The organism is Falsiroseomonas sp. (assembly GCF_051860665.1).
Classification (GTDB): Bacteria; Pseudomonadota; Alphaproteobacteria; order Acetobacterales; family Acetobacteraceae; genus Falsiroseomonas.
Map to the genome: position 1 here is coordinate 139,069 of NZ_JBHYDM010000008.1, position 20,134 is coordinate 159,202.

A 20,134-nucleotide genomic window follows, 5' to 3' on the forward strand; every position below is an offset into this window, starting at 1 on the left:
CTCAGCAGCCCTCCATTGCGATGCTGCGCTGGGCGAACAGCGCGACGGATGCCATCGCCCGCGCGGCCGTCAGCCGGCTCAGCTCGAAGTAGCGGGGCATCTCATGCCCCGGCCGCGTGCGGCGCTCGCGGCACCAGGCGCGCCCGGCGCCACCAACCTCGCCGGCGCTGTAGTCCCACCGCCAGGGCCGCAGCAGCGCTGCGTGGTCCACCCGCCCCGTGATGGCCGGCACCACCTCCCAGCGGGACGACAGCGGGCTGCGGCAGCGCCAGGCGATGCGGCGCCGGGCGCCCCATCGGTCCGCCGTCACGTCCCAGCCGAGGGCGGCGCAGATCGCCGCATCCAGGGCCTCGTCCGCGCTGTGCCCCTCCTCCAGCTGCGCCAGCACCTCGTGCAACGCCACCAGGTCCGGTCGCAGGCCCAGCGGTGCCACTGCCTGGCCCATCGGGCGACGCGCGAGGGCGTTCATGCTGCCATGCTCCCGGGTGCCCGCGGTGCGTCCATCGCGCCGGCATTGGCCGGGGGCGCGTCGTCGCTCGGCGCCACGATGAAGTCCTCGCCCGCGCTGCCGATCGTCACGCCGGGCACGGTCCGCGCCAGCTCTGGCTTTTCCAGCATCGCCTCGCGGTTCAGCTCCACCTTGCGGCGCAGGAACTGCTCCAGCTTCAGGCGCTCCACCTCGGCCAGCACGGCGTCCGGGCCGGTCAGGCGCACGCTCGCGGGGCGATGGCGCCAGCTCAGGGTGCCGGTCGCCAGCGGTACCGTCTTCGTCTTGCCGCCATCCGTCAGGGCCTGACGGTTCGCCTCCGCCCAAAGCTGAAGCCCGCGGGTCAGATCCAGGATGGATTTCTGCAGCGGCAGGCTCTCCAGCTCGGCGCGCAGCTTGGCGGCGGAGATTGTCTCCTCCTGCGCCGCCTTGATCACGGCCAGGTCGCGCTGCGCTGCGCCGATCATCGCCAGCATCGCGCTGGCCTCCGCCCTGTCCGCCGGAGCGCGCACCACCTCGGCCTGGCGCTTCACCCTCGCCATCACTTTGCTCCTTCGCTGTTGAGGCGGATCGCGCGCGACAATTCATCCAGGCGGGCTCCGAAGGCGGCGTCGGCAGCCGCCAGGGACGCGATGCGCTGGCAACCATGCAGCACCGTGCTGGGGTCGCGGCCCAGCAGTCGCCCGATGCGCGGGGTGCTGTAGCCCAGCACCCGATGCGCCAGCGCCATCGCCACCTGTCGCGGCAGCGCGATTTCGCGGGAGCGGCACTCGCCGAGGATCGCATCGGCGGCGATGCCGAATTCCTCGGCCACCGCCGCGATCGTGCGGTCCATGCCAGCACGCGGCAGGTGGCGCAGATACAGCGGGTCCGCCTCCAGCCGCGCGACGCGTGCCCGCAGGGCGTCGATCCTGGCGCGGGCAGCGCCGTCGACGGCACGCGGGCTCTGTTCAAGCTCCATCACAGCATCCCTCCCTTGCGGGCCAGGGCCCGCATCTTCTCTGCAAATTCGGGGTCGTATGCGTCGCGCCGCCGGACGATGGGTTCGGCGGTCATCGATGTGCCGTGGCACGGCGGCGCCAGCTCACGCTTGCCAGCCCGAAGACAATCCGCGCAGATGAAGCTGCCTTGCTTCGTCTCGTAGATGCTGACATCGCGATCACAGCATTCATCGCAGACGTTCACATCGGGGTCGTCGTCGAGCTGGATGGCGTCTTCCGGCATCACGCGGCTTCCTGGCCGGCCGTCGAGCCGACACGCTCGTAGCCGAGCTTGATGTGCGACACGTCCACGACGCAGCGTTCCGCGCTGGCCAGCATGTGCGCCAGCTTCAGCGTCTTCGTCATGCCGCGCAGCGCACCCGGCTTCTTCGCGATCTGCGTCAGCAGCGTGCGCTCCGCCGTGCCGCTGATCGCCCAGGCATCCAGCAGCGCCTCGATGTCCCCTGCCTTCGGCTTCGAACGACTGACGCGCAGACCGACCCGGCTGGTGAGCTGAGCGAACTCGCCCGTGCGGCCGGTGCCTTCCAGCCTGCCGTTCACGGTCGGGTTGCCCAGCAGCACCACGCCAACCTCGGCGGCGTCGTGGATGCTGCGCAGCTGGTCCAGTGCATGGCTGGTCAGGTGCTGCGCCTCATCGATCATGATCAGCGCATTGCGCCCGCGCAGCTTGGCCACCAGACCGCGCATGACGCGGTGCAGGGACCCGCCCTGATAGCTGTTCATCACAAGGCTCAGCTCCTCCATGAGTGCGCGGGGGCTGCTGAGCGTCGGATGCGCCACGACCTTGAAAACGTTCGGCGTGGTGCGCGTGTACTGGCAGGCGGCCGTGCTCTTGCCGACGCCCGGATTGCCCACGACAACCGCGAAGTCCGGCATGTGCTGCGCATGCTGGAATGCCACCATCAGATCCTGCGAGGTGGGCGTCACGACGAAGCGCGGCTCCTCCGGCATCAGGCGCTGCGTTTCCTGCCGCACGGATCGGGTGCGGAGCCACTTCTGCGCGTCGGCCGCCTTCAGGTCGGATCGGCCGGCATAGGTGCCGCCGATCCAGGAGCTGAACGTGCCGTATGGCATGCCGATCTCGCGGGCGATCTCGGTCCCCTTCAGCCCCTCCTGCTCCATCACGCGGCGGACCTCGCCACGGATCGCGTCGACCTCTTCTGTCGGCATCATGCTCACTGGCGTGTCGGATGGCATTTTCGCTCCTTGAACTGCGGGGTCAGTCGTCATCGGCCACCACGCGCAGCGCGGGCGTGCGGCTGTGATGCTGGCGCAAGGCCTCCATCATCCGGCGCTCAGCATCCTCTCGGCGCGCCGTGAGGTCGGTGGCTTGGGGCAGGTGGTCGGCGGCAAGCGCGGCGCTGCCGCGGCTGTGGAACAAGCCACGCACAACCTGGCGCTCCGGCGCCTCGGTCGGTGCGGTCGCGACCTGCGCGAGGTCGCGCGCCAGCTCCTCCGCGTCGAACACCTTCTGTGCATCGGCCACCAGCTTCACGCCCTTGCGGCGCAGCTTCTTGGCGGTGGCGATGCGGCGTGCGGCCTCGGTATCGGCGAAGCCGGCATCTTCCCAGCACTCGGCTGTGCAGATGAAGGCGCCATCGGCGCGATACAGGTGGACCGGTGCATGTAGCTTGTCCGGGTCGAAGCGAAGCACCACGGGCTTGCCGATGTGGTTCACCATCTGCGGATGGTGGTAGCGGTTGCCGAACAGCGCGACGGTGCTGTCTTGCCGCACGGTCACATCCTGCACCGCCAGCAACCACAGGCGCTGCTGCTCGGGCGTCGCGCGGCGGATCGGGGACCGCGCATAGCTCTCGTCAAAGGTCACATCGAAGCTGCGCCCGTGGCAGTTCTGTGCCGTGCGGTTGGGGCGCGCGTTGTGGTCCGCGACCATCTCGGTCAACACGCTCAGGAACTGGGAAAGCGGCACCACGCGCGCCCCATGATTGTGCGGCTTGTTGGTGGTGCTGTTGCCGAGATACGCGCCCTCGAAGGCCGGGTGCCGTGCGATATCCCGCGCGAAGTCGCCCCAGGCACGCTCGATCTTCTTCGACTGGCCGCTGTAGGGTCGCGTGAAGTGCACCTCGACGCCGAGTGTCGGGAAGATGCCCATCGGCTCCTCCTCCCGCCGCTTGAAGCGGAAGCGCCGGTTCACGCCGCCCGACATCGTCTTGTTCGCGGCAGCCAGCGTATTGTCCACGGTGACGTGGTCCGGGATGCCGAACTTCTCGACCAGGTCCCCGAAGGCCAGCCGGAAGGCATCCGCATTTTCGGTCAGATCGACACGCCAGGACAGGATCTTGCCGGAGTATTCGTCCTGGAACGCGATGCAGATCGGGCGGCCCAACGAACCATCCGGCCATTCCACCCTCACGTCGAAGCGGTGGCCGTCCGTGTTCACCATCTCCAGCGCATGCAGCGCGCTGCGGTCGCGCCGCAGCATCGGGAACAGACGGTCAGCCGCCTCCGCACCATCGCGATGGAAGGCGCTCGTGGCCCGGTCGATCGCTTCGATGTGGCGCCGCAGCGTCCGGTCGCTCGGTAGCGTGTCCCAGCCCTTGCTGGGCGCCACCTTGCGCAAGCCGCGGATACACGTCTCGACGGGCGGCCGGGACGGGCTGAGCCAGGCGCTGCGCAGCCAGGCCAGCGCATCCGGGTGGCACTGGGCGCGCATGCCTTCGCGGCCGGCGCTGCGGGGTGCCAGGCGCGGCAGCCGGTGCTCCTTCGGCACGCCGCGCACCAGGTCCTCCCACCCGTAGAGAGTGGCCAGGCAGATGTCGCGTTCTGCCGCGATCATCTGCATGGCCGCGACCTTCGCCGTGCCCTGCGCAACCAGCTGCGCCACCGCATCCAGGGCTTCCAGACGCTCCCGCGCCTGCTTCTGCCGCTTCTCCGGCTGGCGTTCGTACCAGCTCCACGCGGCCTCGTCGGACAGCGCGGCCTTCGCCGCTGCGCGCGGCTCGGGCGCCGGGCGCGAGGCAAGGGATGCCTCCAGCGCCAGCTTCGCACGCGCTGCCAACGGCAGGTTGGAGATGTGATATTCCACACCGCCGCCGCGACCTTGGCGCGGGCGCCAGGACCGGCCCTTCGCTTCAGGCGCGTCCCAGCCCTGGCCGACCGCGATCCGTTGCAGGCTTCGCTCCGTAGTTGGCAGCCCGGGCAAGCCCATTTCCGCCAGCGCCGCCGCGGTGAACCATTCGCGCTTCGTGACCGCGCATGTGTCGTCGGTCGGGTTAGCCATCAGACGGCTCCATGCTTTCGCGCCGATCGCATCAGCGCTTCGCGCTCACGGCGCAGCTCGTCTTCACGCTCGCGGAGCGCCGCCGCGCGGATCAGCGGCAGGTGGTGCCGTTCGATCACGGCCCAGCCCATCGGTTCGGCCAGTATTTCCAGAAGCCGGCGGTCACCGGTCGCGTGCAGCAGCGCCATCAGGCGCAGCATGCTGATGCGGTGTTGGTCACGGCCGACGCTGGCATAGGCGTCCAGCATCGCCGGGGAGACCTCCTCGCCGAGAAACTCGCCCATAATCCGCGCCACCTGCTTGCGCGGCTTGCCGCAGTCGCGCAGCGCCACGGACACGGCGCGAGAAATGCGCGCAGCCAGGGTGCTCCCGCGCACCTCGGCTTCCTCGAAGGCGAGGACGGTCTGCGGCGGCTCCCAGCTCAGCAGGTCGGGCTGCGGCATTTTCACATGCCCCTCGGCCAGCAGAGGAGCAGCAGGATGTAGATCATGAAGCACGCGCCGCCAGCGAAGATCAGCGCGCCCAGCACCACCTGCCACCAGGTCGGCGGCGGCGGGATCGGCTCGCGCGAGTGGGGGAAGATGCCGGACATCAGGCGGCACGCCCGTGGGCGCTGACGGCCGGCGGCGGCACCATTCCGGTGACGCACCGCCGGCCGCGCCCTACCATCGGTGACGCGACTCGACCGATGGAGGAAGGGATGGACAAGGAGTATTCGGCCGGCGCCATGGCGCTTGCCAGCTGGGCGCTGCTGAACGTGCTGCTCGTGCACATGAAGGAGACGGGCGCGCTCACGGACGAGACCCGTCGTGATCTGATGGACCGGGCTCTTCGTGCCGTTGAGGGGCCGCGTCCCCAGCCAGGCGAGAAGGATCTAACTGAGGGGGCTCGCCGGCTGCTGGAGGAGTGGATGTAGCTCCGGCCAGGATGGCCTCGTTCAGCTCTCGGATGTACCGGCGCGAGAAGCCGTGGCCGGCCCCACTCGATTTCTTGGCCGGGCCGATCATGCGGCCCTCCCGTCCGCAATCCGCGCCAAGACGCCGCGGCGCAGGCCGATCAGGAAGGCGTCCGCCAGTGTCACCGCCTGCGCGTCCAGGCAGCCCTGCACGCAATCGGCCACCGGCACGCCGGGCAGCGTTCCCCCGTCGCGCAGCTCTCGCGCCACCCAGTAGGCGCGGCCGCGCTGGTAGAAGACGCGGAAGCGCTTGCCGTCGACCGAAACCGAGATGAAGGGATCATCCGCACCCGGCACGGCGCTGCGCGCCATGCTCTCGGGATAGGCCCCGCCGGGGGAGGCCACGAAGGCGTTCATGCCGCTTTCCCTTCTTCGCCGGATGCGATCTCGCCTTCGCTCACCAGGTAGGCGAGGAACTGCTTGCGGGCCGCCTTGCCCGCCTTGTTCGCGCCGGCCTTGCGCCAGGCGCTCAGCAGCGCCTGAAGAAGCCGCTGCGTCTCGGCGGCGGGGCTGCTGGACGGGGCGCCGGCGAATTCGGACAGGGCGGCGGAGACGTTGCGCGCCGGGCTGTCGGGCCGGGTCAGGGCGCTGGCGATCTTGATCTGCACCAGCGCCGGCTGGGCCGCGATCTTGTCCAGCTCCGCGCCGCTATCGGCCACGGGGTGGGACGCCAACATCGCCCGCACCTGCGGGTCGATCTTGGCCCGAGCGACGGCCTGCTGGATGGTCCGCTCGGACAAGCCGAGCCGCTCGGCCGTGGCTGCAGAGAAGCGTCCGGGAAAAGTCGCAGAGGTTTGCGACTTTTCTTTCCCCTTGTTTTTGCTGGCCTTCCCGTGCGCAGTCTGTGGGTGCAGCGCCTCGTACAATTCCTTGCGCTTGGCCAGGAACACCGAGCGATCGAGCTGCGACAGCTCCCGTCGCATCAGGTTCTCGTCGATCTCCAGCAGCTCGGCCTCAAGGCCGGTGGCGTCGCTGACGATGGCGTCGATGTGGCTGAGGCCGGCGGCGCGCGCCGCCGCGGTGCGGTGGGCGCCGGCGAACAGGCGATGGCGCCCGTTGGCATCGGCCGGACCGACCGTGATCGGCGTATCCTGCCCGCGTTCCTCCATGCTGGCGGCCAGCATGGCGACATAATCGGCATCGACCGCCCGAAGCCGCTCCCCGACCTCGATATGGTCAAGCGGGATCGACAGGATTTCCCTGTTCATGCGGCCTCCGATTTCTGACGGTGCGGGGACGGGATCGCGACGCTAGGGTGCGTCCCGTTGGTGGAGCGCGGCCGGGAAGTCCCCTCGGGGGTCCAGCGGTCGGGCCAAAGGGTGTGAGGGGTCTCGCCGAGGGCTTCGGCGATGCGCTGCTCGATGGCCGGGCTATAGTCCGGGCGCAGCAGGGTGTTGGTGATGCCCGCCTGGTTGTAGCCCCAGGTCCGGGACAGGACGGTGATGGGGCCGAAGCGCTTGCGCAGTTCGCCCTTGATGTCCTCCCGGTGCCAGCCTTGCGGTACCCCGCGCTTCGCCATGCCCGACCGTCTCCCGTCCAGTCGCACGCGGCTGGCCAGGTGGCCGGCGCGGGTGACTTCCTGCGGTGAGATTGCATGAGATTTGGTGGTCGAGCAACACGAAAATCCATGTCGGACTTCGCATGCTCCGTAATTCGGTGGAAATCGTCCCTAAATGCCTGAAATCACGGAACTCCGACACGACCTGCAGGGCCATGACGCGGATGTCGGTGTTGGCGCCCCGAACCCCGACGCGAAATCTCGTGGGGAGCGCCTACGCCTTGCTCTGAGGGATGCGGGCGGAAACGCGACGGTCTCAGGCCGGGCAGCCATTCCGAAGACCACGATCGACGGTTATCTCCGGGGTGGAGAGATGAAGCTCTCAAATGCCGTGGCCCTGGCCGAGGCCACCGGCGTCCGCCTCGAATGGCTGGCCACTGGAGCCGGCCCGATGCGAGAAGGCGCAGCGCCACAACCGTCCGTACCGCCAGCACCACCAGCTCGGCCGCGCTTGTTCTCGCTGATCAACGCGGATCGTCTAGGAGCCGCCTATGCCGCCGCACTGCAGGCGCTGGCCGCGCGTGGGCAGCAAGGCGCGGAGCCACGCCGCGTCATGCAAATTACAACCTTGATCTACGACAGCCTGACGGAAGCCGAGGAAAAGTCTGGCTTTTCGGACGATGCTCCACAGATCGACATTCAGAACGATTCGCAAAAACCCGTCGATGCCAACCCGAAAGGGCGTTGACTATCGTATAAAAGTTCCGCATTTGTTCCTAGCCGCGACGTCTTAATACGATCGCGTAGGGAGCCATCATGTCGACCAGGCCGTCCTCTCCGCCTGCCGTCTCCACCGAGCTGTTGCAGGCCTTGCTTGGGCCGGCGAGCCCGCACCCCTCGCCGCCCACCACCATCACGATCCATGTGCAATCGGGGGGCTGCCTAACTCTCGTCCTCGCCCCGCACGGCTTGGCCGCGCCGAGCGAGTAAGAGGGCGGCGTCTCAGCCTAAGAGCCGCCTCAGGGACCGACTGAGACGCCGCCTCCCATTTCCAAAATGTCCTGGCAAAATCCGCCCGTGCGGCGCGCTTTCCAGAGACGGCTACCCCGCGTCACGCCCGGGCCGCCTCGCCGCCTAACCCTCGGCGAACCGCCATTTATCCCGCCACGTCCCCGCACGTCCCGCCAGATCCCGGATTTCCAACATCATCTGTCAGGGAACAACCTCGCCGTCGGAGAGGAACAGCTCCGTCCGCATCGGCCCGGCATGGCCGACGCGGCGATGCACCCGCGCCAGGCTCTCCGCCAGGCCCTCGGCCGGGAACATGCCCTGCAGCACCGTGGTCTGCGGGTGGGATTTCTGGATCTGGCGCAGGCCGTGGCCATAGGCGAATTCGTAGATCGGCGCGCCATAGGGGCCGGCGCCCTCGGCGTGGTCGGAAATCAGCGTGCCGCCATGTTCCGCCACCAGGTCATCCGCGGCATCCCGCGTCGGCGGCGCCAGCATGGTGAAGACCGCCGTCATGCCCGCCGGCACTAGGCCGCCGAGCGCGCGCATCATGGAAGGCGCCGGCGCCTCATGGATCGAGATCAGCTTCTTCAGGATGCCGGCCTCCTTCGCCAGGCGCAGGCCGAAGCGGGTGGCGCTGAGGTAGTCGGGAAATCCCAGGATCACCTCCCGCCAATCCCAGGCGGGGGCGAGGGGCAGCTCCACCTCGGTGATGATGCCGTTGGTGCCATAGGCGTGGTGCACCAGCTCCACGTCGCGGCCGCGCAGTTCCAGGCTGCGGGGCTCGGCCTCGATGCTCAGCATCTGCAGCGCGGTGATATTGCCGCGGTCGCGCAGCATGCCGAAGCCGCAGCTGCCCATGCCGCCCGATCCGCCCGCGATGAAGCCCGCCACGGTGCTCGCCTTGCGGGTGGAGGGATGGATCCGCACCTCCCACCCCCTGGGCCGCAGCGCGGCGTCCAGCAGGTCCATCCGCATCCCGCTGCCGCAGCGCACCGCGCCATCCCGCTGCCAGATGATGCCATCCAGGCCGCGCAGGTCGAGCAGGATGCCGCCGGCCAGCGGCACGGATTGCCCGTAATTGGCCGTGCCGCCGCCGCGCGGCACCAGCGGGATGCGCAGCCGCACCGCCTGCCGCACCACATGCCGCAGCTCCGCCACGTCGCGCGGCGCCACGATGAGGTCCGCCGCCTTGCCTGCCAGCGCCTTCCGCAGCAGTGGGCTGACGGCAAAGTTGTCGCGCGAGCGCAGGCGGATTTCCGCGCCATCCTCAATGACCGGCACATCGCCGATGGAGGCGACGAATTCGCCGATGGCATACATGCTGCTTGTCCCGCTGCGGCCTGACGTAAGGCCAAGCAAGCGATATGCCGCGAGCGGAGCGCCCATGCATGTAACGGATGTGATCTACCACCCGGAGGGGCTGCCGGCCCGCCTCTACCAGCCGGAGGGGCCGGGGCGGCATCCGGCCGTGGTTTCCGTGCATGGCGGTGCCTGGACTTTTGGCGACCGGATGATGAATGCGGCGCTGGATGGCGCGCTGGCGGAGGCGGGCGTGCTGGTGATGGCGCCGGAGATGCGCAAGCCGCCGGCGCATCGCTACCCGGCCTCGGTGGAGGATATCCGCCAGGCCATCGCCTGGCTGAAGGCGCAGCCGGGTGTGGGGCCGGTGGGCGGCCTCGGCACCTCCTCCGGCGGCCACCAGGTGATGCTGGCGGCGCTGCGGCCGGAGGCGAATACCACGCTGGCTTTCGTCGCCGTCTGCTGGGGCGTGCTGGATCCGCTGGCGCGCTACCGCATGGCGCAGGCGAAGGGATTGGAGAAGCTGCTGGCCGCGCATCACGCCTGGTGGCCGGATGCGGCGGCGATGGAGGATGGCAGCCCGCAGCATATCGTCGAACGCGGCGAGGCGCTGCCGCCGCCGACGCTGCTGATCCAGGGCGATGCGGATGCGAACCTGACGCCGGACATGGCGCAGCGTTTCGCCGCCACCTGCCGCGCGCGCGGTGCCGCGGTGGATCTTCGGATATCTCCCGGCCGCGGCCATCTCTTCATCACCGAAGATCCGCAGGCGGTGGATTCACGCGCGGCCATCGCCGCCATCGCAGGCTTCGTGCATGCCCAGGCCGCGGTCACTCCGGCCTGAGCAGCGGCGTGCAATTGGGCAGCGGCGTGTAACGCGTGCCGCAGCAGCCGCATCATGCGGATGGCATGGCGCTTGCACACGTCTGCGTTGTGCCGCCGAGGTTCCGGCGACACGACAGGAGATGGGACGATGCGTCACCGCCCTTCCACCGCCACGCTGGACCTTTCGCGCCGCGCGCTGATCGGCACCGCGGGTGCGGCCACCGCCCTGGCCCTGATGGCGCCGCGCCTGGCCCGGTCACAGACCGAAAAGATTGTCCTGACAATCGACTGGTTGCCGACCGGCGACAAGCAGGCGGGCTTCGGCGGCCTCGCCCAGGGCTTCTTCGCCGCCGAGGGGCTGGATGTGGAAATCCGCCGTGGCAGCGGCGCGGCGGATAGCCTGAACAAGGTCGCGACCGGCGCCTCCCACTTCGGCTATTCCGATATCGCCAATGTCATGGCGGCGCGGCCGCAGGGGGCGATGGTGAAGGCCATCTTCTCCCTGCATGCGAAACCGGCGCATGCCGTCATCACGCTGAACAGCAGCGGGATCACCAGCTTTGCCGATCTGCAGGGCAAGTCGCTCGGCACCGCGCCCACGGCCTCGTCAAACCTGTTCTTCCCGCTGGTGATGCGCGATGCGGGGCTCGATCCCGCGCGCGTGCGCATCGTCAACACCGACCCGGCGGCGCTGGGGCCGATGCTGCTGACCAGGCGGGTGGACGCCGCCATGCTGTGGCTGACCAATACCGTGCAGCTGGAAGGCCCGGCGCGGGAGCAGGGGGCGGAGCTGGTGGTGCTGCCCTTCACGCTCGCCGGCCTGCGCATGTACAGCGGCGTGCTGATCGCCTCCGACGAGACGCTGGCGCGGCGCGGCGACCTGACGCGCCGCTTCCTGCGCGCCATGCGGCGGTCCCTGCTGTTCCAGCAGCAGGACCCGCTGGCCGTGGCGCGCGCGACGGCCGCGCTGAACCCGCAGCAGAATCCCGAGATCGAGGCCAGCCGCATCGAGATCATGAAGCGCAGCATGCTGGAGATGGACCCGGCGCGCTTCGGCCATTTCGACCCCTCCGTGCTGCGCGAGACCTATGGATGGCTGGTGCGCGCCCAGAACCTGAATCCGGCGACGGACCCCGAAAGCTTCGTCGATCGCAGCTTCATGCCCGCCACCGGCACATGACGCCCGCCATCCGCTTCGAGGGAGTCGGCCATACCTATGCCGTGCGCCAGGGCACGCCGGTGCAGGCACTTTCGGACGTGTCCTTCGACGTGGCGCCCGATGAATTTTTGGCCGTGGTCGGCCCATCCGGCTGCGGCAAGTCCACGCTGCTGCGGATGATCGCGGGGCTGCTGGCGCCGACGCGCGGCCGCGTGCAGGTGCGTGGTGCCGCGCCGGCGACGCAGCAGGCGGCGATGGCGCTGGCCTTCCAGAAGCCGACGCTGCTGCCCTGGTTCGACGTGCTGGGCAATGTGCTGTTTCCGCTGAAGCATCGCGGTTTGCGCATCGGCGCGCCAGAGCGCGAGCGGGCGCGGGGGCTGCTGGCCATGATGGGCCTGGCGGATTTCGCCGCGCGCCGCCCGGATGAACTCTCGGGCGGGATGCAGCAGCGCGTCGCGCTGTGCCGCGCGCTGGTGACGGAACCGGAAATCCTGCTGCTGGACGAGCCCTTCTCCGCCCTCGATGCGCTGACGCGCGACGAGCTGGGCTTCGAGCTGCTGCGCCTCGGCGCCGCGCGGCCGCGCACCGTGGTGCTCATCACCCATTCGGTGGCGGAGGCGGTGATGCTGGCCGACCGCGTGCTGGTGATGTCGCCGCGCCCGGGTCGCATCGCCGCGGAAATCATCCCCGACCTGCCCCGCCCGCGCGGGCCGGAGGTCACCCGCCTGCCCGCCTTCCAGGAGGCCATCAACGATGTCCGGGACACCATCACTCGAACAGGCGCCGCCCGGCTTCCGGGTCTCGCTGCCTAGCCTGAACCTCGGCTGGCTGCGCCGGCTGGGCGTGGCGGTGCTGACGCTGGCCACGCTGGTGCTGGTCTGGGAGGCCGGCGTGCGGATCTTCGCCGTGCCGCGCTTCATCCTGCCGGCGCCGAGCGCGGTCTGGACGGAAACGGTGGCGGTGGGGCCGGCGCTTTTCGTCGACCTGCGCGCGACGCTGACCACCGTGCTGGGCGGCTATATCGTCGCGATCCTGGTGGCCTTTCCCATTGCGGTCGCCATCTCCTCCTCCCGCGCCGCGTCTTCCGCCATCTATCCGCTGCTGCTGGTGAAGCAGTCGATTCCGGTGGTGGCGCTGGCGCCGATCCTGACGGTGGTGATGGGCACCGGCGAATCCGCCCGCATCACCATCACCGCGCTGATCGCCATTTTTCCATTGGTGGTCGGCATGGCCACCGGATTGTCTGCCGCGCCGCGCGAGTTGCTGGAGCTCAGCGCATCCATGAAAGCGTCCTGGTTCAAGCGGCTGGTCGATATCCGCCTGCCCTGCGCCGTGCCGCATGTTTTCGGGGCGCTGAAGGTGGCGATCGGGCTGGCCTTGATCGGCGCGGTGGTGGCGGAATTCGTCGCGGCGGAGCGGGGGCTCGGCTACCTGATCTATTCCTCCACTGCCTATTTCCGCCTGCCGGTCGCCTTCGGCGCCATGCTGGTCCTGTCCTGCATGGGCATGCTGCTGTTCCAGGCGGTGGTTCTGGCGGAACGCATCTTCTTTCCCTGGGCCGTTAGCCGCGAGGAGGACCCCGCATGAGCGCCGTGCTGACACGCTTCGACAAGGCGGCGATGGTCGCGGCGCTGGGTGACGTGCCCTGGTCCGATGCGCCGGCACAGCTGAAGCTGAAATCGCGCGACTTCTACTGGTTCAGCCCGGTGCTGGCGGAAAAGCTGGATGCCTGCCGCGCCGATCTCGTCGTGATGCCGCGCGACGAGGCCGATGTGATCCGCATCGCCGCCGCCTGCGCCCGGCTGCGTGTGCCGCTGGTGGTGCGCGGCGCCGGCACCGGCAATTACGGCCAGGCGACGCCCTTCTTCGGCGGCGTGGTGATGGAGATGACCGGCCTGAACCGCCTGCGCTGGATCGAGCCGGGGCGCATCCGCGCCCAGGTCGGCATCCGCATCGCGGCCCTGGATGCGCTGGCGCGCAAGCAGGGGCAGGAGCTGCGCCACCACCCCTCCACCAAGCGCCTGTCCACCATCGGCGGCTATTTTGCGGGCGGCTCCGGCGGCGTGGGTTCCGTCAGCCATGGCGGGCTGCGGGAGCCGGGCAATCTGCTCGGCGCGCGCGTCATCACCGTGGAGGAAACGCCGCGCATCATCGAGCTGCGCGGCCAGGACACCGGCCTGGTGAACCGCACCTTCGGCAGCACCGGCATCGTGACGGAGATCGAGATGCCGCTCGATCCCGTGCGGCCCTGGCAGGATGTGCTGGTCAGCTTCCCGGAGATCAACGCCGCGCTGCGCTTCGGCCGCGCGTTGGCGGAGGCGCCGGGGATCGCCAAGAAGCTGGTCAGCCTGCTCGGCGCGCCCACCGTCGCGTTGATGGCGCCGCTGCGCGCGCTGGTGCCGCCGGGGCGCGACGTGGTGCCCTGCATGGTGGATGCGGCGCATCTGCCGGCGCTGCGCGACCTGGCCGCGGCGCATGGCGGCCGCATCGATTTCACCGCGGACAGTCTGGAGGCGGAGACCGATCCGGCCCGCACGCCGGTCTTCGAATTCACCTATGGCCATACCACGCTGCATGCGCTGAAGACCGACAAGGCCATCACCTATCTGCAGAGCCTCTACGACATCGACCGCGCCGAGCAGCAATGGGCCGCCGTGCAGGCACGTTTTCCCGGGCAGGTGCTGGCGCATTTCGAATTCATGATCTGGGAAGGCCGGACCGCGCTGAGCGGCGTGCACCTGATCCGCTGGTTGGATGCGGCGCATCTGCAATCCGTCATGGATTTCCATGAATCCATCGGCGCCTTTGTTGCCAACCCGCATGTCTCCACGGTGGAGGATGGCAGCCGCTACAAGCTCGCGCCCGGTGACCAGCTGCGCTTCAAGGCGGAGGTCGATCCGCGTGGCCTGCTGAACCCCGGCAAGATGCGAAGCTATGTCCCGCAGGAGGAAGCCGCGTGATCATCTACAAGCCGCCCGCCGCCGCCGCCTCCATCCCCGTCATCGACATCGGCGGCCTCACCTCGGCCGAGCCCGCCGCGCGCAAGGATGTCGCCTGGCGGATCCACAAGGCCTGCCGCGACACGGGCTTCTTCTACGCCGCCAATCACGGCATTCCGCAGCGCCTGCTGGACGGCCAGTTCGCCGCCGCCCGCGCCTTCTTCGCCAGGCCGCTCGCGGAGAAGATGGCGGTGCAGTTCCGCCCCGGCGCGCATAATCGCGGCTACGAGGCGATGCAGCGCCAGCGCCTCGACGAAGGCTCCCCGCCCGATCTGAAGGAGAGCTTCATGTTCGCGGGCGAGGCGCCGGACGGCCCGCGCAATCTCTGGCCGGAGGGCATGCCCGAATTCCGCGCCCAGATGGAATGCTACCATGATGCGGTGACCTCGCTGGTCGACCGGCTGATGCGCGCCTTCGCCCTCTCGCTCGATCTCTCGGAGAGCTACTTTGCTGATGGCTTCGTCGGCGTGAAGCCCTCGGTACGCCTGCTGCACTACCCGCCGCATCCGAAGGACGCCGCCTTCAACCAGCTGGGCGCCGGCGCGCATACCGACTGGGGCGCGCTGACGCTGTTGCTGCAGGATGATGCGGGGGGTCTCGAGGTCTGCAATGCGGAGGGGCAGTGGATCGCCGCCCGGCCGATCCCCGGCACTTTCATCGTCAATCTCGGCGACATGGTGCGGCGCTGGACCAATGACCTGTACCAATCGACGCCGCATCGCGTGGTGAATGCCATGAGCGGGCGAGACCGCTATTCCTGCGCCGCCTTCTACAGCCCGCGCCGCGACTATGTGGTGCGCTGCCTGCCCACCTGCCTGCCGGAAGCCGGCCCACCGCATTACGCGCCCTGCACCACGGGCGAGCACATGGATGAGATGGTGCGGCGGACCTACGGCGGGTGACACCGGAGACGCTGTCGATGCGCACGCGGGACGGCGTGCGCCTGGATGCGGATGTCTGGCGCCCCGCAACGCCCGGCCCGCATCCCGTTCTGCTGATGCGCCAGCCTTATGGTCGGCGCATCGCCTCCACCGTCGTCTTCGCGCATCCGGCCTGGTATGCGGCCCAGAACTATATCGTGGTGATCCAGGATGTGCGCGGCAGCGGCACCTCCGAAGGCGATTTCCTCGCCTATGATCGCGAGGCGGAGGATGGCGCGGATGCCATCGCCTGGGCGGCCGCGCTGCCAGGCGCGGATGGCCAGGTTGCGATGTACGGCTTCTCCTATCAGGGCGCCGCGCAGTTATTGGCGCTCTCGCAACAGCCGCCGGCGCTGCGCGCGATCTCGCCGGCCATGGCGAGCTGGGATCTGTATGCGGAGAAGGCGCGCGACAAGGACGCCTTCCTGCTGGCGGGTAATGCCTATTGGGCGGCGCAGGTCGCGGCCATCCAGGCGCGGCGCGCGGGGGATGCGGCGGCCTATGCCGAACTTGCCGCGTCGGGGCCGGAGATGTTTGCCGGGCCGTTGCCCGCGGCGCCGGCGCTGCTCGATCGCCACAAGGCGCTGCACCACTACGAGCTCTGGCGCGATGCGCCGGCCGGGGACACGTACTGGACGCGCGCCTCCGCCGCAGCGGCGATCGGCGCGGCGCGGCCCGAAATCCCCACGCTCTGGGTCGGCGGCTGGTTCGACTATCACCTGGATGGCACGCTGGCGGGCTTCGCGGCGCTGTCGCAGGGGCATGCGGAGAACTGGCTCGTCATCGGCCCCTGGCCGCATCTCGCCTGGTCGCCGCAGGGCGCCGGCACCGATTTCGGGCCGGCGGCGCTGAGCGATATCGACGCGATGCAGGTCGCGCTCTTCGACCATGTGCTGAAGGGCCATGACGCGCCGGGCTGGATGGCGGAGGGTCGCGTGCGGATCTTCGACCTCGGCCTGCGCGTCTGGCGCTGTTTTCACGACGTCCCGCGGCCGGCGTTGCGGCCGCTGTATCTGGCCGGCGATGGTCGCGCCGCGGTGCGGGAGGGGGAACTGGCCAATGCGCCGCCCGCGCAGCCGGTGTGGGAGCATGTGACGCACGACCCCTGGCGTCCCGTCCCCGCACTCGGCCTGCACCACACCAGCCCCGCCTGGTGCGACCGTGCCGCGGTCGATGCGCGCTTCGATGTCGCCTGCTTCACCACGGAACCGCTGGCCGCACCGCTCGACCTGATCGGCGTGCCGGAGCTGGTGCTGGATCTGGCGGCGAATGCGCCGAGCTTCGATGTCAGCGCCACGCTCTGCCTGGTGACGCCGGAGGGTTGCAGTTTCGCACTTTCCCAGGCGCATGCCGTGGTGACGCGGCCGGGCGTGCTGCGGCTGAAGCTGCGCGCGCTTTGCATCACGCTGCAGCCGGGGCAAAGGCTGCGCCTGTCGCTGGCCGGCGCCTGCTTCCCCGCCTATCCTGTGAACCCCGGCACGGGCACGGATCCCCGCGCGGCGACGGGGGCGGAGGCGCTGCCCATCACGCTCGCCCTGCGCTGCGGCGGGCCTTCGCCATCGCATCTGCTGCTGCCGGTGATGTGAGGGGCAGCGCGAGCGTGACCAGCCAGCAGGTGAGCAGCATGGCGGCCGAGCCGAGCAGGCAGGCCGTCAGCCCGCCCGCCTGGTACAGCAGGCCGGAGAGCAGCGTGCCACCGAAACGGCCGACGGCATTGGCGGCGTAGTAGAAGCCCACATCCTCCGCCGCCTTCTCGGACCCCGCATAGGCGAGCACGAGATAGGAGTGGATGGAGGAGTTCACCGCGAAGGCAAAGCCGAAGAGGCAGAGGCCGATCACCACGAGCCAATCGCTTCGCGCAAGATCGGCCCATAGACCCGCGACGATGGCGACCGGCACCAGCGCCAGCAGCAGCGACCACAGCCGCGCCGCCGGCACTTCGGTGGCGAGCCCGTCCTCGCTGCGCCTGACCAAGGCGGGCGCGGCCGCCTGCACCAGCCCATAGCCGATGGTCCAGATGGCGAGGAAGCCGCCGACCATCGAAAAAGTCCAGCCGGAGGCGTAGAGGAAGACCGGCAGCCCGACGACGAACCAGACATCCCGCGCGCCGAACAGCACCACGCGTGCCGCTGCCAGCAGGTTGACGCCCCGATTCTTGGCAAACAGTTCCTTCGCGGACCTGGACGCGCGGGCCTTGCCCATCAGCTGCGGCAGCGAGAGCAGAACGCCCGCGAGCACGCCGCCGAGCAGCGCCGCCATCAGCCAGAGCGCAGCGCGGAAGCCCATCGCCTCCAGCAACAGCCCGCCGAGGAAGAAGCCCAATCCCTTCATGGCGTTCTTGCTGCCGGTGAACCAGGCGACCCAGCGGAACAATTGCGCCGACGCGTCACCCCGCGTCCGATCGTCGGAGGGCGAAGCCCGGAGGCGTGAATCGGCCGCGCCGCCGAAGGCGGCATCATGGGTCAGCTTGATGGCGGATTTGCTGGCGGTCTTCGTCAGGTCCTTCGCGACGCCACAGACCCCCTGCGCCAGCACGACCCAGGCGACGGACAGCGCCATGCCCCAGTCCGGCGAGAGCGCCGACAGCAGAAGAAAGCCCGCGATCTGCGCCGAAAGCCCCACGGCCAGCATGCGCGCGATGCCGAAGCGCGTCGCCAGCCAGCCACCGATGAGGTTCGCGCCGATCCCCGCTGCCTCATACAGCAGGAACAGGAAGGCCAGCGTGAAGGGCGAGAAGCCCAGGCGGAAGAAATGCAGCAGCACCAGCATCCGCAGGGCGCCGTCCGTCAGGGTGAAGCCCCAATAGGCGGCGGTGACGATGGCGTAGTTGCGGGTGCCGGCATTCACAGCCCGACGTGCTCCATATGGCAGGCCAGGTCGACCATGCGGCAGGCATAGCCCATCTCATTGTCATACCAGGCGTAGATCTTTGCCAGCGTCCCGTCGGTGACCATGGTGCTGGGACCGTCCACGATGCTGCTGCGCGTGTCGCGCGCATAGTCGATGGAGACCAGCGGCCGCGATTCGAAGCCGAGAATGCCGGCAAGGGGGCCGGCGGCGGCGGCGGCAAACAGCGCGTTCAGCTCCTCCGCTGACGTCGCGCGCTGCAATTCGAAGACGCAGTCGGTGAGGGACGCGTTCAGCACCGGCACGCGCACGGCATGCCCGTTCAGCTTGCCGCGCAGCTCGGGATAGATCAGGCCGATGGCCGTCGCGCTGCCCGTGGTGGTCGGCGACAGCGACAGCATGGCGGAACGCGCGCGCCGCAGATCCTTGTGCGGGGCATCCACCACGCCGTTGGTATTGGTCGGATCATGCAGCGTGGTGATCTGGCCGTGGCGGATGCCGATCGCCTCCTGCACCACCTTCACCACCGGGGCGAGGCAATTGGTGGTGCAGGAGGCGGCGGTGACGATGGGATGGCGCGCGGGGTCGTAGAGCTGCTGGTTCACCCCGACGACCACGTTCAGCACGCTGTCGAATCTCACCGGCGCCGCCACGACCACGCGCTTCGCGCCACGATCGAGATGGCCCTGCAGCGTCTCGGGCGTGAGGAACCTGCCGGTGCATTCCAGCACGAGATCGACGCCGAGATCGCCCCAGGGAATCTCGCCGGGCTTGGCATGTTCCGAGTAACCGATGCGCTTGCCGCCGATCTGAAGGGTATCGGCTTGGGCGGAAATGTCCGCGCGCCAGCGGCCCTGGACGGAATCGAATTCCAGCAGATGGGCGCAGGTGGCAGCACCGCCCTTCACCTCATTCACATGAACCACATCCAGGCGGTTGCCGGCGCGCGGATCCTCCGGCTGGCGTTCCGCGGCACCCATCGCCGCGCGCAGCGCCAGCCGCCCGATGCGGCCCATGCCATTGATGCCGACCCTCATGCCGGCGCCCCCGCCTGCGGCTGCGCCAGCTCATCCAGCCGCGCCTTCAGCGCCATGCGGTCCAGGGTCGCGAAGGGCAGGGCGGTGAAAATGCCGAGGCGCCTTTGCAGCGCGGCATAAAGCTCGTTCAGCAGCGTCGCCCGCTCCGCCGTGCTGCCGCTGAATTTGGCAGGATCCGGCAGCGGCCAGGCGGCCGTCAAGGCGGTGCCGCCGAATTCCGGGCAGGCCTGGCCGGCCAGCGTGTCACACAGCGCGATGACGAAATCCATGCGCGGCGCCTGCGGTCCGGTGAAGTCATCCCAGCTCTTCGAATGCAGGGCGGAGGTCTCGTGCCCCAGCGCCTTCAACTGCTGGATCACCTCCGGCAGCGGCCCCTCGGCGGCGGGCTCGGAGCCGGCGGAGAAGGCGCGGAAGCGCCCCTGGCCGATCCTGTGCAGGATCGCCTCCGCCATGATGGAGCGGGCGGAATTGCGCGTGCAGAGGAACAGCACGTTGAAGACCGGTGGCATGGCATGTGTCTCCGGAAGCAGGCTCTGCAGGTCGCCGCAGCGCGCGGGCACGCCGTCGCAGCAGGCCTCGGTCAGGAAGCCGATCAGCGAGCGCAGGCGGCCGATCTGCGCGGCATAGATCAGGCTGCGCCCCTGCCGCGTGGCGGCGACCAGGCCGGCCTGCTCCAGCGCGCGCAGATGGTGGGAGAGGGTGGAGCCCGGCACCGCGAGGTGTTCCGCCAAGGCGCCGGCAGGAAGGCCGGAGGGCCCGGCCGCCAGCAGCGCCCGCATCAACTCCAGCCGTGTGTCCTGGCCCAGCGCCATGAAGGCGCCGGCCGCGTCGCTCGTTTCCATGCCTGCCCAATGC

At 69.3% G+C, this 20,134-nt stretch carries 24 protein-coding genes; 9 read left to right on the top strand and 15 right to left on the bottom strand.

The annotated features are described in order from the left end of the window. Position 1: 1 nt before the first annotated feature. The 8 genes from ACTIF1_RS11145 to ACTIF1_RS11180 form a co-directional block, all read right to left on the bottom strand. The gene (locus tag ACTIF1_RS11145; RefSeq protein ID WP_439596487.1) at positions 2 to 469 is read right to left on the bottom strand and encodes a hypothetical protein; all 468 of its coding nucleotides are present in this window, start codon (positions 467 to 469) and stop codon (positions 2 to 4) included. Next, on the bottom strand, positions 466 to 1,029 hold the full coding sequence (locus ACTIF1_RS11150; RefSeq protein ID WP_439596488.1) for a host-nuclease inhibitor Gam family protein: 564 nt from the start codon (positions 1,027 to 1,029) through the stop codon (positions 466 to 468). The genes ACTIF1_RS11145 and ACTIF1_RS11150 overlap by 4 nt, the downstream gene beginning before the upstream one ends. Then, positions 1,029 to 1,448: a helix-turn-helix domain-containing protein gene (locus ACTIF1_RS11155; protein WP_439596489.1), complete on the bottom strand. Its 420-nt coding sequence runs from the start codon at positions 1,446 to 1,448 to the stop codon at positions 1,029 to 1,031. The genes ACTIF1_RS11150 and ACTIF1_RS11155 overlap by 1 nt, the downstream gene beginning before the upstream one ends. Next, entirely contained in the window at positions 1,448 to 1,711 is a 264-nt protein-coding gene (locus ACTIF1_RS11160; RefSeq protein WP_439596490.1) for a hypothetical protein, read from the bottom strand. The genes ACTIF1_RS11155 and ACTIF1_RS11160 overlap by 1 nt, the downstream gene beginning before the upstream one ends. Continuing rightward, entirely contained in the window at positions 1,711 to 2,685 is a 975-nt protein-coding gene (locus ACTIF1_RS11165; protein WP_439596491.1) for an AAA family ATPase, read from the bottom strand. The genes ACTIF1_RS11160 and ACTIF1_RS11165 overlap by 1 nt, the downstream gene beginning before the upstream one ends. 22 nt (positions 2,686 to 2,707) lie before the next feature. Then, positions 2,708 to 4,651 (bottom strand): transposase domain-containing protein, encoded by a 1,944-nt coding sequence (locus ACTIF1_RS11170; RefSeq protein ID WP_439596492.1) that lies wholly within the window; start codon positions 4,649 to 4,651, stop codon positions 2,708 to 2,710. A 77-nt stretch (positions 4,652 to 4,728) separates the two neighbouring features. Continuing rightward, the gene (locus tag ACTIF1_RS11175) at positions 4,729 to 5,172 is read right to left on the bottom strand and encodes a DNA transposition protein (RefSeq protein WP_439596493.1); all 444 of its coding nucleotides are present in this window, start codon (positions 5,170 to 5,172) and stop codon (positions 4,729 to 4,731) included. Positions 5,173 to 5,174: 2 nt separating this feature from the next. Further along, a complete protein-coding gene (locus ACTIF1_RS11180) occupies positions 5,175 to 5,321 on the bottom strand; it encodes a hypothetical protein (protein WP_439596494.1) in 147 nt (48 codons plus the stop codon). A 108-nt stretch (positions 5,322 to 5,429) separates the two neighbouring features. On the opposite strand from ACTIF1_RS11180, the gene ACTIF1_RS11185 reads away from it, so the two are divergent. Next, the gene (locus ACTIF1_RS11185) at positions 5,430 to 5,645 is read left to right on the top strand and encodes a hypothetical protein (protein WP_439596495.1); all 216 of its coding nucleotides are present in this window, start codon (positions 5,430 to 5,432) and stop codon (positions 5,643 to 5,645) included. Positions 5,646 to 5,732: 87 nt separating this feature from the next. Here the strand turns inward: ACTIF1_RS11185 and ACTIF1_RS11190 are convergent, their stop codons facing one another. Genes ACTIF1_RS11190 through ACTIF1_RS11200 form a run of 3 tightly spaced genes read right to left on the bottom strand, consistent with a single transcriptional unit; the run spans position 5,733 to position 7,203 of the window. Next, positions 5,733 to 6,041 (bottom strand): hypothetical protein, encoded by a 309-nt coding sequence (locus tag ACTIF1_RS11190; protein WP_439596496.1) that lies wholly within the window; start codon positions 6,039 to 6,041, stop codon positions 5,733 to 5,735. Next, positions 6,038 to 6,892: a ParB/RepB/Spo0J family partition protein gene (locus tag ACTIF1_RS11195; RefSeq protein ID WP_439596497.1), complete on the bottom strand. Its 855-nt coding sequence runs from the start codon at positions 6,890 to 6,892 to the stop codon at positions 6,038 to 6,040. The genes ACTIF1_RS11190 and ACTIF1_RS11195 overlap by 4 nt, the downstream gene beginning before the upstream one ends. Beyond that, positions 6,889 to 7,203 carry a helix-turn-helix domain-containing protein gene (locus tag ACTIF1_RS11200; protein ID WP_439596498.1) on the bottom strand — a complete coding sequence of 105 codons (315 nt, stop codon included), beginning with the start codon at positions 7,201 to 7,203 and terminating at the stop codon, positions 6,889 to 6,891. The genes ACTIF1_RS11195 and ACTIF1_RS11200 overlap by 4 nt, the downstream gene beginning before the upstream one ends. Before the next feature lie 154 nt (positions 7,204 to 7,357). Here ACTIF1_RS11200 and ACTIF1_RS11205 point away from each other — a divergent pair, with 154 nt between their 5' ends. Further along, a complete protein-coding gene (locus ACTIF1_RS11205) occupies positions 7,358 to 7,930 on the top strand; it encodes a hypothetical protein (RefSeq protein WP_439596499.1) in 573 nt (190 codons plus the stop codon). 464 nt (positions 7,931 to 8,394) lie between these two features. On the opposite strand, the gene ACTIF1_RS11210 is transcribed toward ACTIF1_RS11205, so the two are convergent. Beyond that, positions 8,395 to 9,513, bottom strand: a complete 1,119-nt coding sequence (locus ACTIF1_RS11210; RefSeq protein WP_439596500.1) for an FAD-binding oxidoreductase — start codon at positions 9,511 to 9,513, stop codon at positions 8,395 to 8,397. Between the two features lie 64 nt (positions 9,514 to 9,577). On the opposite strand from ACTIF1_RS11210, the gene ACTIF1_RS11215 reads away from it, so the two are divergent. The 7 genes from ACTIF1_RS11215 to ACTIF1_RS11245 all read left to right on the top strand — a co-directional run bounded on the left by ACTIF1_RS11215 (position 9,578) and on the right by ACTIF1_RS11245 (position 16,981). Continuing rightward, on the top strand, positions 9,578 to 10,336 hold the full coding sequence (locus ACTIF1_RS11215; RefSeq protein ID WP_439596501.1) for an alpha/beta hydrolase: 759 nt from the start codon (positions 9,578 to 9,580) through the stop codon (positions 10,334 to 10,336). 129 nt (positions 10,337 to 10,465) lie between these two features. Beyond that, on the top strand, positions 10,466 to 11,497 hold the full coding sequence (locus tag ACTIF1_RS11220) for an ABC transporter substrate-binding protein (protein ID WP_439596502.1): 1,032 nt from the start codon (positions 10,466 to 10,468) through the stop codon (positions 11,495 to 11,497). Next, positions 11,494 to 12,288, top strand: coding sequence for an ABC transporter ATP-binding protein (locus ACTIF1_RS11225; RefSeq protein ID WP_439596503.1), 795 nt, complete (start codon positions 11,494 to 11,496; stop codon positions 12,286 to 12,288). Before ACTIF1_RS11220 ends, ACTIF1_RS11225 begins: the two co-directional genes overlap by 4 nt. Continuing rightward, entirely contained in the window at positions 12,230 to 13,063 is an 834-nt protein-coding gene (locus ACTIF1_RS11230; protein WP_439596504.1) for an ABC transporter permease, read from the top strand. The genes ACTIF1_RS11225 and ACTIF1_RS11230 overlap by 59 nt, the downstream gene beginning before the upstream one ends. After that, positions 13,060 to 14,436 carry an FAD-binding oxidoreductase gene (locus ACTIF1_RS11235; protein ID WP_439596505.1) on the top strand — a complete coding sequence of 459 codons (1,377 nt, stop codon included), beginning with the start codon at positions 13,060 to 13,062 and terminating at the stop codon, positions 14,434 to 14,436. Before ACTIF1_RS11230 ends, ACTIF1_RS11235 begins: the two co-directional genes overlap by 4 nt. Next, positions 14,433 to 15,377: an isopenicillin N synthase family dioxygenase gene (locus ACTIF1_RS11240; protein WP_439596506.1), complete on the top strand. Its 945-nt coding sequence runs from the start codon at positions 14,433 to 14,435 to the stop codon at positions 15,375 to 15,377. The genes ACTIF1_RS11235 and ACTIF1_RS11240 overlap by 4 nt, the downstream gene beginning before the upstream one ends. Then, a complete protein-coding gene (locus ACTIF1_RS11245; RefSeq protein ID WP_439596507.1) occupies positions 15,374 to 16,981 on the top strand; it encodes a CocE/NonD family hydrolase in 1,608 nt (535 codons plus the stop codon). Before ACTIF1_RS11240 ends, ACTIF1_RS11245 begins: the two co-directional genes overlap by 4 nt. Here ACTIF1_RS11245 and arsJ read toward each other — a convergent pair. Genes arsJ through ACTIF1_RS11260 form a run of 3 tightly spaced genes read right to left on the bottom strand, consistent with a single transcriptional unit; the run spans position 16,920 to position 20,121 of the window. Beyond that, on the bottom strand, positions 16,920 to 18,242 hold the full coding sequence (arsJ, locus tag ACTIF1_RS11250) for an organoarsenical effux MFS transporter ArsJ (protein WP_439596508.1): 1,323 nt from the start codon (positions 18,240 to 18,242) through the stop codon (positions 16,920 to 16,922). The two genes, ACTIF1_RS11245 and arsJ, sit on opposite strands and share 62 nt — an antisense overlap. Beyond that, a complete protein-coding gene (locus tag ACTIF1_RS11255; protein WP_439596509.1) occupies positions 18,239 to 19,279 on the bottom strand; it encodes an ArsJ-associated glyceraldehyde-3-phosphate dehydrogenase in 1,041 nt (346 codons plus the stop codon). Before ACTIF1_RS11255 ends, arsJ begins: the two co-directional genes overlap by 4 nt. Next, a complete protein-coding gene (locus ACTIF1_RS11260; protein ID WP_439596510.1) occupies positions 19,276 to 20,121 on the bottom strand; it encodes a metalloregulator ArsR/SmtB family transcription factor in 846 nt (281 codons plus the stop codon). The genes ACTIF1_RS11255 and ACTIF1_RS11260 overlap by 4 nt, the downstream gene beginning before the upstream one ends. Positions 20,122 to 20,134 lie beyond the last annotated feature (13 nt).

Excerpts from the sequence above, each read along its gene's own strand:
- ACTIF1_RS11195 (WP_439596497.1), bottom strand. The coding sequence starts at position 6,892 with ATGAACAGGGAAATCCTGTCGATCCCGCTTGACCATATCGAGGTCGGG.
- ACTIF1_RS11230 (WP_439596504.1), top strand. The coding sequence starts at position 12,230 with ATGTCCGGGACACCATCACTCGAACAGGCGCCGCCCGGCTTCCGGGTC.
- ACTIF1_RS11185 (WP_439596495.1), top strand. The coding sequence starts at position 5,430 with ATGGACAAGGAGTATTCGGCCGGCGCCATGGCGCTTGCCAGCTGGGCG.
- ACTIF1_RS11260 (WP_439596510.1), bottom strand. The coding sequence starts at position 20,121 with ATGGAAACGAGCGACGCGGCCGGCGCCTTCATGGCGCTGGGCCAGGAC.
- ACTIF1_RS11215 (WP_439596501.1), top strand. The coding sequence starts at position 9,578 with ATGCATGTAACGGATGTGATCTACCACCCGGAGGGGCTGCCGGCCCGC.
- ACTIF1_RS11210 (WP_439596500.1), bottom strand. The coding sequence starts at position 9,513 with ATGTATGCCATCGGCGAATTCGTCGCCTCCATCGGCGATGTGCCGGTC.
- ACTIF1_RS11235 (WP_439596505.1), top strand. The coding sequence starts at position 13,060 with ATGAGCGCCGTGCTGACACGCTTCGACAAGGCGGCGATGGTCGCGGCG.
- ACTIF1_RS11220 (WP_439596502.1), top strand. The coding sequence starts at position 10,466 with ATGCGTCACCGCCCTTCCACCGCCACGCTGGACCTTTCGCGCCGCGCG.
- ACTIF1_RS11180 (WP_439596494.1), bottom strand. The coding sequence starts at position 5,321 with ATGTCCGGCATCTTCCCCCACTCGCGCGAGCCGATCCCGCCGCCGCCG.
- ACTIF1_RS11190 (WP_439596496.1), bottom strand. The coding sequence starts at position 6,041 with ATGAACGCCTTCGTGGCCTCCCCCGGCGGGGCCTATCCCGAGAGCATG.
- ACTIF1_RS11200 (WP_439596498.1), bottom strand. The coding sequence starts at position 7,203 with ATGGCGAAGCGCGGGGTACCGCAAGGCTGGCACCGGGAGGACATCAAG.
- ACTIF1_RS11205 (WP_439596499.1), top strand. The coding sequence starts at position 7,358 with ATGCCTGAAATCACGGAACTCCGACACGACCTGCAGGGCCATGACGCG.
- ACTIF1_RS11145 (WP_439596487.1), bottom strand. The coding sequence starts at position 469 with ATGAACGCCCTCGCGCGTCGCCCGATGGGCCAGGCAGTGGCACCGCTG.
- ACTIF1_RS11155 (WP_439596489.1), bottom strand. The coding sequence starts at position 1,448 with ATGGAGCTTGAACAGAGCCCGCGTGCCGTCGACGGCGCTGCCCGCGCC.
- ACTIF1_RS11150 (WP_439596488.1), bottom strand. The coding sequence starts at position 1,029 with ATGGCGAGGGTGAAGCGCCAGGCCGAGGTGGTGCGCGCTCCGGCGGAC.
- ACTIF1_RS11225 (WP_439596503.1), top strand. The coding sequence starts at position 11,494 with ATGACGCCCGCCATCCGCTTCGAGGGAGTCGGCCATACCTATGCCGTG.
- ACTIF1_RS11255 (WP_439596509.1), bottom strand. The coding sequence starts at position 19,279 with ATGAGGGTCGGCATCAATGGCATGGGCCGCATCGGGCGGCTGGCGCTG.
- ACTIF1_RS11165 (WP_439596491.1), bottom strand. The coding sequence starts at position 2,685 with ATGCCATCCGACACGCCAGTGAGCATGATGCCGACAGAAGAGGTCGAC.
- ACTIF1_RS11175 (WP_439596493.1), bottom strand. The coding sequence starts at position 5,172 with ATGCCGCAGCCCGACCTGCTGAGCTGGGAGCCGCCGCAGACCGTCCTC.
- ACTIF1_RS11160 (WP_439596490.1), bottom strand. The coding sequence starts at position 1,711 with ATGCCGGAAGACGCCATCCAGCTCGACGACGACCCCGATGTGAACGTC.